Source organism: Streptomyces sp. 130, from assembly GCF_007096885.1.
Classification (GTDB): domain Bacteria; phylum Actinomycetota; class Actinomycetes; order Streptomycetales; family Streptomycetaceae; genus Streptomyces.
The window spans coordinates 47,577-60,597 of record NZ_VJNO01000029.1 but is presented as its reverse complement, the minus strand read 5'-3'; the positions used below and the strand labels follow the sequence as shown (position 1 = coordinate 60,597).

The following is a 13,021-nucleotide window of genomic DNA, read 5'->3' as shown; positions in this document are numbered from 1 at the left end:
GGGGGCGGGCCCGCGTCGTCGTGTGCGCCGGGCCGGTTCAGCCGGCCTCGGGCACCAGCCGGTGCGGGCCGCGGAACAGCTCGTCGCCGAGCTTCTTGCGCAGCTTGACGTCCTGCGGCGTCAGCTTCTGCGGGCCCCCGACCGGCGGCACCCCGCCGACCTTCTGGGCGGGCGCCGGGGGTGTCTCGTACTTCCGGGGAGCCGTCGCCAGCGTGATCAGCGTCAGCCCGACGATCAGCACGGTGAACGCGATCGCCGTCCGGGCCCACAGCTGCGCCTTGCGTTCGCTGCCGGTACGGATCAGCTCCGGCACCGGCAGCGAGGAGACGGGCCTGCCGCGGGCGAGCGTGCCCAGCCGCTCGTGGATCAGCGCGGACTGCTCGGCCGGTGAGTCCGGCTCCGCGATCTCGGGCAGCCGCTCCGCGACGGCCGCCCGCGCGGTCACCAGCCGTCCGGCCGCCGCCCGGGTGCTCGCCTCGGTCTCCGCCGCGGTCTCCGGCAGCCCCAGCCCGACGCCGTCGTGCAGCACCAGCGTGCGGCGGTACGAGGGGGGAAGGGCCAGCAGCGCGTCGAGCAGCGCCCGCGAGGCCGGGGCCTCGGGAGGCGGGTCGGGGCGGCGGTGCTCCCGGTTCAGCCGGCGCCAGGGGGACATCGCGTACTCGTACGCGGCGGCCCGCACCCAGCCGACCGGGTCCCGGTCGACCGCGACCTCCGGCCAGCGCTCCCAGGCCAGCTCGAACGCCTTGGTCACGGCCGCGCGGGACAGGGCGCGCCGCCCGGTCAGCAGATAGGTCTGCTGGAAGAGGGCCGCGGAGGCGTACCGGTACAACGCGTCGAACGCGGCAGCGGGCGCGCCGTCGTCCGCGAGACCGTCATCCGACGTGCCCGAAGGCGCCTCGGGGCCCTCGGGATCTTCGGGGGCCTGAGGGGCCTGAGGGGCTTGGGGGGCCTGGAGGGCGTGGGGAGCCCGGGGCCCCTTGGGCGCTTCAGCCGCCTCAGGCACCGCGACCGCCTCAGACGCCGCGACCGCCTTGGCCGCCTCGCGTGCCTCGACCGTCTCGGCCGCCGCGGGTGGCTCGGCCGCCTCACGCGTCTTGACCGCCGTGGGTGCCTCGGCCACCGCAGGTGCCTTGGCCGCTGCAGGGATCTCGATCGCCTCAGGCGCCTCGACCGCTGCAGGGACCTCGATCGCCTCAGGTGCCTCGGCCACCGCGGGGACCTCGACCACCTCAGCTGCCACAGCAACCTCAGCTGCCTCGGGCACCTTCTCAGGCACCGCAGCCGCACCGGCCGCACCGGCCGCACCGGCCGCACCGGCCGCACCGGCCGCCGTACCGGCCGCACAGGCCGCCGTACCCGCCGCGCTCGTCCCGATCAGCCGGGCGTACGCCTCCCGCTTGCGGCCGCGTGGGGTGCTGCGGCCCGTTTCCCAGGCCCGCACCGTCGCCCGCGTCACGCCGATGGCCGACGCGACCTGCTCCTCCGTCAGCCCCAGGGCCTCCCGCAGCCTGCGCCGCTCCTTCGGCGAGGGCAGCGCAGCGGCGGAGGCCGTCTCGGACGTGCTCTGCGTCATGCGGGCCGCCCACACGGCCTGCACCGGGTGAAAAAGTACATAAACGTATATTGATCGACACCCCGGCTGTTCGCCCGTTACACGAAATAGGCGCGTGTCGTTGGCAGCATGACCGCGTGACCCAAGTGACCGAACGCAGCCCCTTGTTGTCGCGGGACGAGCGGGGCCGGCCCGCCGTGCTGGTCTCCGCGGCGCTGCGCGGGGCCCTCGCGGCCGGACTCGGCCTGGGCTCCCTCGCCGTCCTCGTCGCCGCGCTCTGGATCAGCTCCCCGGCCCCGGACAGCGGCCCGGGCGAGGCGTTCCACGCGGCGGCCGGCCTCTGGCTCCTCGCGCACGGCGCCGAACTGCTCAGGACCGAGACGCTGACCGGGGCCCCGGCACCGATGGGCGTCGTCCCCCTGCTGCTCTCCGCGCTGCCGGTGTGGCTGGTGCACCGGGCGGCCAGGGACGTGCTGGAGCCCGAGGAGGGTCGCGGGGCCCCGTCGCCCGGCGGCGCGTTCGCCCTGGTGACGGGCGGATATCTGCTGGTCGGCGGGGCGGTCGCCCTCTACGCGCGCGGCGCGTCGCTGTCCGCGCGCCCGCTCTCCCTGCTCTTCCCCGGCGCCCTCGTCGTCGCGGGCGCGGCGGCGGCCGGGGTGTGGACGGCCAGCGGGCGCCCGCTCGGCCCGCCGCCGTCCTGGGCGCCGGTGCGGCTGCACGAGGCGATGGCGCGCACCCGGTTCCTGCGGCGGGCCGACGCGGTGGGCCGGTCGGCGCTGGCCGGGACCGCGGCCCTGCTGGGCGGCGGCGCGCTGGTCGTCGCGTCGGCCCTGGTGTGGCACGGCGCACCGGTCCAGGAATCGTTCCTCCGGCTCTCCGGCGACTGGGGCGGCCGCGTCGCCGTACTCCTGCTGGCGCTGGGGCTCGTGCCGAACGCGGCGGTCTGGGGCGCGGCGTACGGGCTGGGCCCCGGGTTCGCCCTCGGCACGGCCTCGACGGTCACCCCGCTGGCCTTCACCGGGGCTCCGGCCGTCCCCGACTTCCCGCTGCTGGCCGCGATGCCCGCGCAGGGCCCGGGCGCGCCGCTGAACTGGGCGGCCGGGGCGGTCCCGGTGGCGGCGGCGCTGACGGTCGCCTGGTTCACCGTGGGCAGGGCGGTGCCCGCCCGCGGCGTACGGGAGGAGGCGTGGGGCCCGGGGGAGACCGCGCTCACCACCGCGCTGGGGGCGGCGGGCTGCGGGCTCGGCGCGGCGCTGCTGGCGGCGGGCGCCGGGGGACCGTTGGGCACGCACGCCCTGGCGGACTTCGGCCCGGTGTGGTGGCTCACCGGGGCGGCGGCGCTGGCATGGACCACGGTCATCGGCGTCCCCGCGGCCCTGCTGCTGCGGGCCTGGCGGCTGCGCGGGCGCGAGGACGGCGCCACCGAGGAGGAACCGGCGGAGACGGCGGAGAACCCTCAGCCCGCCGTGCCCGTCTCCGTACCGGCGAAGGCGGTGTCCACCGCCGACGGGGGAGACGGGGAGGGCGGGGCGGCAGCGGACGAGGCGGACATCGACGCGTACGACTTCCTGCCCACCGACCCCTGGCACGCCCGGGAGGCCGACGCGCCCCCCGGCCCGCCCGCCGCTAGCGCTTGACGCCGAAGAACGGCTCCAGCGGCTTCGGGAGCAGGTCGTTGCAGGTCAGCTGGCCCGACTTGGTCAGGGCGTCGTTCACACAGGTGTAGTAGTCGCGGTAGACCATCTGCACCGTGAACGTAGTCGCGACGATCGCCAGCGCGACCACGCCCGTCACCAGACCGCTCACCGCGGCCGTGGTCTGCTGCCGGCCCCCGCGCTGGGCGGCGAGCGTGTCCGGCGCCGGACCGGTCCCGTCCGCCGCACCGGGAGCGGCGGGGCCCTCCGCCGCACCCCCCGGCACAGGCGGCTTCGGCTTGGCGCGCAGCGCGCTGACCGCCCAGTACGTGGCGAGCGCGCCGAGCAGCAGGGCGATCTCCGAGAAGTCGAAGATGGCGAAGAAGAAGGCCCACATGCCGGAGAGCAGCGCGTAGCGGGCGCGACGCTGGACGGGGTCGGTCGGGTCCCAGCGCGGGCCGGCCGGAGGTCTCTCCTGACCCCCGGGGCCGGAAGGACGGCCGCCGAAGGAGCCGTTCTGGGGGCCGGGCTGCCGGCTGCTCCACTGGCTGCCCCACACGGGCCGGTCGTCGGAGGGGCCGCCCTCGGGCCGGTCCCCGCCGCCGTTCGCCGAGCCGTTCGCCGAGCCGTCCGTGGAGCCGGACGGGTGGCGCGGCTGCCAGGGCTGGTCGGGCCGGCCCTCCGGCGGCGGCGCGAAGGGGTTGTCGTCGTCCGGGCTCCCGGAGGGACCGGAGGAAGAGGACGAGGAGGAGCGCTCGCGCATCAGCAGCGTGGCCCGCTCGGGCAGCGGCTGGCGGAAGGCGGTGCGGCGGCGTCGGTCCGGCATGTGGTGAACGTCTTCCCCATCTCGTCGTTTCCGCCCGGCGGACGGTTCGCTGCCCCTGACGCTACCTTCCGCCGAGGAGGGGCCGAAAGCGGGGAGCGCGGGGCCCGCCACCCCCCGGGACCCCGGCTCCGTCACCCCCGTCAGGCGGGGGCGCGGCGAGGTGCCGGTATCGTTGCTGACGGTCGGCCCGTTCGTAGAGTTCCCCGTATGGGGGAGCGCGCTTCTTTCGTACGACCGTACAAATCGCAGGCCGCCGCCCCGGTGCCGTGGTGGCGGGCCGGCCGCTTCGAACCGCTCGCACGCGAGAAAGGGCCCAGCCGTGGCCTCCCCGCTTCCCTCCGCCGCCCCGGCCCGTGTGGTCGTCCTGGTCTCCGGTTCCGGTACGAACCTCCAGGCCCTGCTCGACGCGATCGGTGACGATCCCGAGGGCTTCGGCGCCCGGATCGTCGCGGTCGGCGCCGACCGCGACGGCATCACCGGCCTGGAACGGGCCGAGCGCGCCGGGCTCCCCACCTTCACGTGCCGCGTCAGGGACCACGCCACCCGCGAGGAGTGGGACACCGCGCTCGCCGAGGCCACCGCCGCGCACCGGCCGGACCTCGTCGTGTCCGCCGGGTTCATGAAGATCGTGGGCAAGGAGTTCCTGGCCCGGTTCGGCGGCCGGTTCGTCAACACCCACCCCGCCCTGCTCCCCAGCTTTCCCGGTGCCCACGGCGTGCGTGACGCGCTCGCGTACGGCGTGAAGGTCACCGGGTGCACCGTCCACTTCGTCGACGACGGCGTCGACACCGGTCCGATCATCGCGCAGGGCGTGGTCGAGGTGACCGAAGAGGACACCCCGGAGGGCGAAGCGGCCCTCCACGAACGCATCAAGGAAGTCGAGCGCAAGCTGCTCGTCGAGGCCGTGGGGCGGCTCGCCCGTGACGGCTATCGCATTGAGGGACGAAAGGTTCATCTCGGTCATGTCGGAGAATAAGCCCATCCGCCGCGCCCTGGTCAGCGTCTACGACAAGACGGGCCTCGAAGACCTCGCCCGCGGCCTGCACCAGGCGGGTGTCGAACTGGTCTCCACCGGGTCCACCGCCGGGAAGATCGCCGCCGCCGGTGTCCCGGTCACCAAGGTCGAGGAGCTGACCGGCTTCCCCGAGTGCCTCGACGGCCGCGTCAAGACGCTGCACCCCCGCGTCCACGCCGGCATCCTCGCCGACCTGCGCCTCGACGCGCACCGCGAGCAGCTGGCCGAGCTGGGCGTCGAGCCGTTCGACCTGGTGGTCGTCAACCTGTATCCGTTCAAGGAGACCGTCGCCTCCGGCGCCACCGCCGACGAGTGCGTCGAGCAGATCGACATCGGCGGTCCGTCCATGGTCCGCGCCGCCGCCAAGAACCACCCCTCCGTGGCCGTCGTCACCAGCCCGGAGCGTTACGCCGACGTGCTCGCCGCCGTCGAGGCGGGCGGCTTCGACCTGACCGCCCGCAAGCGGCTCGCCGCCGAGGCGTTCCAGCACACCGCCGCCTACGACGTGGCCGTCGCCGGCTGGTTCGCCGACGACTACGCCGCCGCCGACGACTCCGGCTTCCCGGACTTCTTCGGTACGACGTACGAGCGCCAGGACGTCCTGCGCTACGGCGAGAACCCGCACCAGCCCGCCGCGCTCTACACCTCGGGCACCGGCGGCCTGGCCGGCGCCGAGCAGCTGCACGGCAAGGCGATGTCGTACAACAACTACACGGACACCGACGCCGCCCGGCGTGCCGCGTACGACCACGCCGAGCCGTGCGTCGCGATCATCAAGCACGCCAACCCGTGCGGGATCGCCATCGCCGACGACATCGCCGAGGCGCACCGCAACGCCCACGCCTGCGACCCGCTCTCCGCGTACGGCGGGGTCATCGCCGTCAACCGCCCGGTGAGCGTCGCCATGGCCGAGCAGGTCGCGGAGATCTTCACCGAGGTCATCGTCGCCCCGGCGTACGAGGACGGCGCGGTCGAGATCCTGGCCCGCAAGAAGAACATCCGCGTGCTCCGCTGCCCCGAGGCCCCGTCCGGCGAGGTCGAGGTCAAGCCGATCGACGGCGGCGCGCTGCTCCAGGTCACCGACCGGCTCCAGGCCGAGGGCGACGACCCGGCCAACTGGACGCTCGCCGCCGGCGACGCGCTCTCGGCCGACGAGCTCAAGGAGCTCGCCTTCGCGTGGAAGGCGTGCCGGGCGGTCAAGTCCAACGCCATCCTGCTGGCCAAGGGCGGCGCCTCGGTCGGCGTCGGCATGGGCCAGGTCAACCGGGTCGACTCCGCGAAGCTGGCCGTCGAGCGCGCGGGCGCGGAGCGGGCGGCCGGTTCCTACGCGGCGTCCGACGCCTTCTTCCCCTTCCCGGACGGGCTGGAGGTCCTGACCGCCGCCGGCGTCAAGGCCGTGGTCCAGCCGGGCGGTTCGGTCCGCGACGAGCTGGTGGTCGAGGCCGCGGAGAAGGCCGGCGTGACGATGTACTTCACGGGCACCCGGCACTTCTTCCACTGAGCCGGTCCGCCCCCGTACGACCGAGGGCCGTGACCCCGCGCGGATCGCGTGGGGTCACGGCCCTCGGGCCTGTGCGGGGGCGGTCAGCCCACGCGCACCACGACGGTGGAGCAGACCTTGTCCGCGAACGTCTGGTTCTTCGAGTCCCACAGCGGCCACAGCCAGCCGAGGTAGCAGGCGATGCTGTCCAGGAAGTGGGCGATCTGGCGGACGAAGGCCATGCCGAAGCCGAGCGGCCGGCCGTCCATCTCGCGCAGCAGGCTGATGCCGAGGGCCTTCTTGCCGATCCACTGACCGGTCGTGCCCTCCTTGTACAGCTTGAAGAGGAAGCCGCCGATGCAGACGAGGATGCCGAGGCCCATGAGCGCGGCGCCCGCGCCGCCGCCCACGGCGCCGCCGACGCCCAGCAGGATGCCGTAGGGGATACCGATGACGATGATGTCGACCAGGTACGCGCCGACGCGGCGCCCCCAGCTCGCCAGCGGCGGGCGGGCGCCGTAGCCGGGCTGCTGGCCGTAGTCGCCACCCGGCACCGGCGGGGCCGACGGGTAGCCGTAGCCCTGCTGCGGCACACCCTGCGGGGCCTGGGGGTAGCCGTAGCCCGGCTGCGGCTGACCGGGCTGCTGCCCGTAGGGGTTGTTCGGGTTCGGGTCGCCGAAGCTCATGGGCGTTCCTCCAACAGACGTACGGGGACGGTGCGGCCGCACGGAGGAAGAGAAAACGTCAGCGGTCCAACCCCCCGGTTACTGCTGCGGCACAGCGGCCCTCATCGTTATAAGCGGTTAGTACGTTTGTCCAGCCGCGGCCCGAGAAGTTGTCCAAGTGCAACCTTGCGTCCACGCCACGTACCTGATTGGTCCGAGGGCGGGGTCATCCGGGAGTATGGGGACCATGACTGCCCAGATTCTCGACGGCAAGGCCACCGCAGCCGCGATCAAGTCCGATCTGACCGCCCGCGTGGCGGCCCTCAAGGCCCGGGGCGTCACGCCCGGCCTGGGAACCCTGCTGGTCGGGGACGACCCGGGCAGCCGGTGGTACGTGAACGGCAAGCACAAGGACTGCGCGCAGGTCGGCATCGGGTCCATCCAGCGCGAACTGCCCGGCACCGCCACGCAGGAGGACATCGAGGCCGTCGTCCGCGAGCTCAACGCCGATCCCGCCTGCACGGGTTACATCGTGCAGCTTCCCCTGCCCAAGGGAATCGACACCAACCGCGTCCTGGAACTGATGGATCCGGCCAAGGACGCGGACGGCCTGCACCCGATGAACCTCGGCCGCCTGGTGCTCAACGAGACCGGCCCGCTGCCGTGCACCCCCCAGGGCGTCGTCCAGCTGCTGCGCCACCACGGCGTCGAGATCGACGGCGCCCACGTCGTGGTCGTCGGACGCGGCGTCACCATCGGGCGGTCCATCCCGCTGCTGCTCACCCGCAAGTCGGAGAACGCCACGGTGACCCAGTGCCACACCGGCACCCGGGACCTGGCCGCCCACCTGAAGCAGGCCGACATCATCGTCGCCGCCGCGGGCGTCCCGCACATCATCAAGCCCGAGCACGTGAAGCCGGGCGCCGCGGTCCTGGACGTCGGCGTCAGCCGCGACGAGAACGGCAAGATCGTCGGCGACGTCCACCCCGGCGTGGCCGAGGTCGCCGCCTGGATCTCGCCGAACCCGGGCGGTGTCGGCCCGATGACCCGCGCCCAGCTCCTCGTCAACGTGGTCGAGACCGCCGAGCGCGACGCCGCGGCCGTCGCCGCCGGCTGACCCGTGGCTGCTGGTACGAGTCCGGACACCGGCTCCACCGAGAAGACCGGCGAGGCCGCCGCCGACGCCTCCGCCGCCACCCGGCGGTCCCGGCGGTTCTCGCTGACCCGGGACACCGCGCGGCCCGAGGGCGGCGGGCGGGCGGCCGGCGGGGACGCGCCGGCGCCGGCCCGGCAGTGGCCGCTGCTCGCGGTGCTCTGCACGGCCGGTGCCGGACTGCTGATCGTGGCGGCCGATCCGTTCGAGGAAGCCTTCCGCGTCGGCACGATACTGATCGGCGTCGCCCTCGTCCTGGGCGCGGTCCTGCGCGTGGCCGTCCGGTCGGTGGGCATGCTCGCGGTGCGCTCCCGCTTCACCGACCTGGTGACGTACGGCCTGCTCGGCGTCCTCATCGTGCTGCTCGCGCTGGTCGCGCAGCCGAAGCCGTGGCTCGACATCCCGTTCCTGGAGGACGCGGTCCACTTCACGGTCCGCTGACCCGCGCTTCCCGGGAGCGGTGCGCGAAAGCGATCCGCTGACCCGCGCTTCCCGGGAGCGGTGCGCGAAAGCGATCCGCTGACCCGCGCTTCCAAGGAGCGGTGCGCGGGAGCGGACCGCAGGAACGAAAGGGCCGGTGGCCGTCCCCTCCCCCGAGAAGGGACGGACACCGGAGTCGGGGGCAACCCGGAGCGCGAAGCTCCCGTAGCGGCGGTCGAGCGGCCTTGCCCCGTCCTGCGTCCAGCCTTGTCGACGGCCCTCACCCGTTCAAGGGATGGCCGTTCCCTGTGGCACGGAAGTGACCATTCCGCCATGGTGTGACCGACAGGCAACGGGGGCCGGGCGGTCGTGGGGCTCCGGGTCGGATAGCCTGGCCGACGGATATCTCTTCACATCAAGATTCAGGGAGATGTCCCGCACCAGGGGCCAGGAGCCCGGACCGCCAGCTGTCTAACGGAGATCGCCATGACCCGCACTCCCGTGAATGTCACCGTGACCGGCGCAGCCGGCCAGATCGGCTACGCGCTGCTCTTCCGCATCGCCTCCGGCCACCTGCTCGGCCCGGACGTGCCGGTCAACCTGCGTCTCCTGGAGATCCCCCAGGGGCTGAAGGCCGCCGAGGGCACCGCGATGGAGCTCGACGACTGCGCCTTCCCGCTGCTGCGCGGCATCGAGATCACCGACGACGCGAACGTCGGCTTCGACGGTGCGAACGTCGCCCTGCTCGTCGGCGCCCGCCCCCGTACCAAGGGCATGGAGCGCGGCGACCTGCTCTCCGCCAACGGCGGCATCTTCAAGCCGCAGGGCAAGGCGATCAACGACAACGCCGCGGACGACATCAAGGTCCTCGTCGTCGGCAACCCGGCCAACACCAACGCGCTCATCGCGCAGGCCGCCGCCCCGGACGTCCCGGCCGAGCGCTTCACCGCGATGACCCGCCTGGACCACAACCGCGCGATCTCGCAGCTGGCCGCCAAGACCGGCGCCGCCGTCTCCGACATCAAGAAGCTGACGATCTGGGGCAACCACTCGGCCACCCAGTACCCGGACATCTTCCACGCCGAGGTCGCCGGCAAGAACGCCGCCGAGCTGGTGAACGACGAGGCGTGGCTGGCCGACTCCTTCATCCCGACCGTCGCCAAGCGCGGCGCCGCGATCATCGAGGCCCGTGGCGCGTCCTCCGCCGCCTCCGCCGCCAACGCCGCCATCGACCACGTGTACACCTGGGTCAACGGCACCGCCGAGGGCGACTGGACCTCGATGGGCGTCCCGTCGGACGGCTCCTACGGCGTGCCCGAGGGCATCATCTCGTCCTTCCCGGTCACCACGAAGAACGGCACCTACGAGATCGTCCAGGGCCTGGACATCAACGAGTTCTCCCGTGCGCGCATCGACGCCTCGGTGAAGGAGCTCACCGAGGAGCGCGACGCGGTCCGCGAGCTCGGCCTCATCTGAGACACCGCCCCAGGCGCACACGCCACGCCCCCGGCAGCCGCACGGCCGCCGGGGGCGTGGCGTGTCCACGGGGTCAGAGCCCGGCCGCGATCTCCCGCACCGCCGCCATCGCCCGGCGCTGGAGGCCCGGCCCGAAGGTGATCCGGGTCGCGCCCAGCTCACCGAGCCGGCCCGGCCCCGGCCCGTCCGGGCGGGCCAGCGCGTTCAGCGGCAGCCCCGGCAGCGCACCGGCCAGCGGCCCGAACACCTCGGGCGGGGCCAGGATCGGGTACACGCAGTCCGCGCCCGCCGCCGCGTAGAGCCGCGCCCGGCGCAGGGTCTCCGCCGCCGGGTCCACCCCGTCCGGGACGCCCGTGACGTACGTGTCGATGCGGGCGTTCACGAAGAGCGCGTCCCCGGCCGCCGCCCGCACCGCGGCCAGCCGGTCCGCCTGCGCTCCGGCGTCCAGCAGGACCCCGTCCACCGTGTCCTCCAGATTGCAGCCGGCGGCCCCGGCCGCGAGCAGCCGCTCCACCAGCTCGCCGGCCGCCAGCCCGTAGCCCGCCTCGATGTCGGCGGAGACCGGTACGGGGACGGCCCGGGCGATCCGCGCCACCGCCGCGAACATCTCGGCGGCGGGTGTCGCGCCGTCCTCGTAGCCCAAGGACGCGGCGACCCCCGCGCTCGGCGTGGCGAGCGCGGGGAAACCTGCGTCCGCGAAGACCCGGGCGCTCGCTGCGTCCCACGGGCCGGGGAGGACCAGGGGGTCGCCCGGGGCGCGGCCGCGGTGCAGGGCCCGCAGGCCGGACGCGGTCACCGGGCCGCTCAGCCGTGGTCGCCCGGCGTGTAGTGGCCCGGCACCATGCGCGTGGCCACCTGGAACCGGTTCCAGGCGTTGATCGTGATGATCGCGCCGAGGAGGTGGGCCAGCTCCTCCTCGCCGAAGTGCTTCGCGGCCCGCGCGTACACCTCGTCCGGGACGAAGCCGTCGGTCAGCACGGTCACCGCCTCGGTCAGCTCGATCGCGGCGATCTCCTTCGGCGTGTAGAAGTGCCGCGACTCCTCCCACGCGCTGAGCTGGACGATCCGCTGCACGGACTCGCCCGCCGCGAGCGCGTCCTTGGTGTGCATGTCCAGGCAGGACGCGCAGTGGTTGATCTGCGAGGCACGGATCTTCACCAGCTCGCCGATCACCGGGTCGACACCCCTGCGGGAGGCGGCGTCCAGGCGGACCATCGCCTTGTAGACGTCGGGGGCGTGCTGCGCCCAGGCCAGGCGGGGGGTGTGCTCGGGGCAGTAGCCGGAGGCGCTGTCGCTGTTCTCGTTCGTCGTCATGCCCCCAACGCTACGCGGAGAGTGGCGCAGCGGTATGGTCCATTTCCATGACGGATGACTGGGCCACTTTCGGCGCCGACCTCCATATCGACCCGACCGGCTCAACCGGTCTGCGGGCCGGCCTGATGGACGCCCTGCGCGAGGCCGTCCGCACCGGCCGCCTGTCGCCCGGCACCCGCCTGCCGTCCTCCCGGACGCTCGCCGCCGACCTCGGCATCGCCCGCAACACCGTCGCCGACGCCTACGCGGAGCTCGTCGCCGAGGGCTGGCTCACCGCCCGCCAGGGCTCCGGCACCCGGGTGGCCCGCCGCGCCGACCCCCGGCCCCTGGCGGCGGCCACGCCTTCCCGGGCGAAGCCGCCGCGGGGTCAGGCGGCGTACAACCTCAAGCCGGGCACCCCCGACCTGGCCACCTTCCCGCGCGCCGAATGGCTGAAGGCCGCCCGGCGCGCCCTGTCCGCCGCGCCGAACGACGCCTTCGGCTACGGAGACCCGCGCGGTCGCGTCGAACTGCGCACCGTCCTCGCCGAGTACCTGGCCCGGGCGCGCGGGGTGTACGCCGACCCGGACCGGATCATCGTCTGCTCCGGCTTCGTGCACGCCCTGATGCTGCTCGGCAAGGTGCTGCGGGCGCGCCGGGTGCGCGAGGTGGCCGTCGAGTCGTACGGTCTCGGCGTCCACACCCGCCTGCTCGCCGACGCCGGGCTGCGCATCCCCTGCCTGCCGCTCGACGAGTTCGGCACCCGGACCGCCGAGCTGCACACCCTGCGCCACGCGGGCGCGGTCCTGCTGACCCCGGCGCACCAGTTCCCCACGGGCGTCCCGCTCCACCCGGACCGGCGGGCGGCGGCCGTCGACTGGGCCCGGGCCACCGGCGGGCTGATCCTGGAGGACGACTACGACGGCGAGTTCCGGTACGACCGCCAGCCGGTCGGCGCCCTCCAGGGCCTAGACCCGGAACGCGTCGTCTATCTGGGCAGCGCCAGCAAGTCCATGGCCCCGGGGCTGCGGCTCGGCTGGATGGTGGTGCCGCGCGCCCTGGCCGACGGGGTCGTCGAGGCGAAGGGGGCGAGCGACTGGGCGCCGGGCGCGCTGGACCAGCTGACGCTGGCGGAGTTCATGGCCTCGGGGGCGTACGACCGGCACGTGCGGTCCGTGCGGCTGCGCTACCGCAACCGCCGCGACCAGCTCGTCGCGGCGCTGGCCGAGCGCGCGCCGGAGGTCCGGGTCAGCGGGATCGCCGCCGGGCTGCACGCCGTCCTCGAACTGCCGGAGGGCACCGAGGCCGAGGTGATCCGGGCGGCGGCCTGGCAGGGCCTCGCGGTCGAGGGCCTGGGCTTCTTCCGCCACCCGGACGCCGGGCTGAAGCGCGAGGCGCTGGTCATCGGCTACGGCACGCCGACGGACAGTGCGTGGGCGGGGTCGCTGGAGGCGCTGCTGCGGGTGCTCGGCTGAGGGGCGGGCGCCGGGTCGCCTCCTGGTCCGCG

The 13,021-nt window shown here is 74.3% G+C and carries 11 protein-coding genes and 1 pseudogene; 7 read left to right on the top strand and 5 right to left on the bottom strand.

All coding sequences use genetic code 11. The features are described 5' to 3' along the window. Positions 1-37: 37 nt before the first annotated feature. Positions 38-1,573 (bottom strand): helix-turn-helix domain-containing protein, encoded by a 1,536-nt coding sequence (locus FKN01_RS22925; RefSeq protein WP_185992951.1) that lies wholly within the window; start codon positions 1,571-1,573, stop codon positions 38-40. Positions 1,574-1,698: 125 nt separating this feature from the next. Here FKN01_RS22925 and FKN01_RS22920 point away from each other — a divergent pair, with 125 nt between their 5' ends. Continuing rightward, complete coding sequence (locus FKN01_RS22920; protein WP_221939375.1) at positions 1,699-3,189, top strand: DUF6350 family protein; 1,491 nt, start codon at positions 1,699-1,701, stop codon at positions 3,187-3,189. On the opposite strand, the gene FKN01_RS22915 is transcribed toward FKN01_RS22920, so the two are convergent. Beyond that, complete coding sequence (locus FKN01_RS22915) at positions 3,179-4,012, bottom strand: hypothetical protein (protein ID WP_143623566.1); 834 nt, start codon at positions 4,010-4,012, stop codon at positions 3,179-3,181. The two genes, FKN01_RS22920 and FKN01_RS22915, sit on opposite strands and share 11 nt — an antisense overlap. Before the next feature lie 319 nt (positions 4,013-4,331). On the opposite strand from FKN01_RS22915, the gene purN reads away from it, so the two are divergent. Further along, on the top strand, positions 4,332-4,988 hold the full coding sequence (gene purN / locus FKN01_RS22910) for a phosphoribosylglycinamide formyltransferase (protein WP_143623564.1): 657 nt from the start codon (positions 4,332-4,334) through the stop codon (positions 4,986-4,988). Continuing rightward, the gene (gene purH / locus FKN01_RS22905; RefSeq protein ID WP_143623562.1) at positions 4,975-6,528 is read left to right on the top strand and encodes a bifunctional phosphoribosylaminoimidazolecarboxamide formyltransferase/IMP cyclohydrolase; all 1,554 of its coding nucleotides are present in this window, start codon (positions 4,975-4,977) and stop codon (positions 6,526-6,528) included. The genes purN and purH overlap by 14 nt, the downstream gene beginning before the upstream one ends. An 83-nt stretch (positions 6,529-6,611) precedes the next feature. On the opposite strand, the gene FKN01_RS22900 is transcribed toward purH, so the two are convergent. Next, positions 6,612-7,193, bottom strand: coding sequence for an RDD family protein (locus tag FKN01_RS22900; protein ID WP_143623560.1), 582 nt, complete (start codon positions 7,191-7,193; stop codon positions 6,612-6,614). Positions 7,194-7,419: 226 nt separating this feature from the next. Between FKN01_RS22900 and FKN01_RS22895 the strand changes: the two genes are divergently transcribed. The 3 genes and pseudogenes from FKN01_RS22895 (at position 7,420) to FKN01_RS22885 (ending at position 10,221) form a co-directional block, all read left to right on the top strand. Then, positions 7,420-8,289 (top strand): bifunctional methylenetetrahydrofolate dehydrogenase/methenyltetrahydrofolate cyclohydrolase, encoded by an 870-nt coding sequence (locus FKN01_RS22895; RefSeq protein ID WP_143623558.1) that lies wholly within the window; start codon positions 7,420-7,422, stop codon positions 8,287-8,289. 54 nt (positions 8,290-8,343) lie between these two features. After that, a pseudogene (locus FKN01_RS22890) lies at positions 8,344-8,766 on the top strand (DUF3017 domain-containing protein); the annotation flags it as partial. Between the two features lie 465 nt (positions 8,767-9,231). Beyond that, positions 9,232-10,221: a malate dehydrogenase gene (locus tag FKN01_RS22885; RefSeq protein WP_143623554.1), complete on the top strand. Its 990-nt coding sequence runs from the start codon at positions 9,232-9,234 to the stop codon at positions 10,219-10,221. Positions 10,222-10,294: 73 nt separating this feature from the next. Here FKN01_RS22885 and FKN01_RS22880 read toward each other — a convergent pair whose 3' ends face one another. Continuing rightward, positions 10,295-11,017 carry an isocitrate lyase/phosphoenolpyruvate mutase family protein gene (locus FKN01_RS22880; RefSeq protein ID WP_143623553.1) on the bottom strand — a complete coding sequence of 241 codons (723 nt, stop codon included), beginning with the start codon at positions 11,015-11,017 and terminating at the stop codon, positions 10,295-10,297. An 8-nt stretch (positions 11,018-11,025) separates the two neighbouring features. Then, entirely contained in the window at positions 11,026-11,535 is a 510-nt protein-coding gene (locus FKN01_RS22875; protein ID WP_143623551.1) for a carboxymuconolactone decarboxylase family protein, read from the bottom strand. 47 nt (positions 11,536-11,582) lie between these two features. On the opposite strand from FKN01_RS22875, the gene FKN01_RS22870 reads away from it, so the two are divergent. Continuing rightward, positions 11,583-12,989, top strand: a complete 1,407-nt coding sequence (locus FKN01_RS22870) for a PLP-dependent aminotransferase family protein (protein WP_143623549.1) — start codon at positions 11,583-11,585, stop codon at positions 12,987-12,989. Positions 12,990-13,021: the final 32 nt, after the last annotated feature.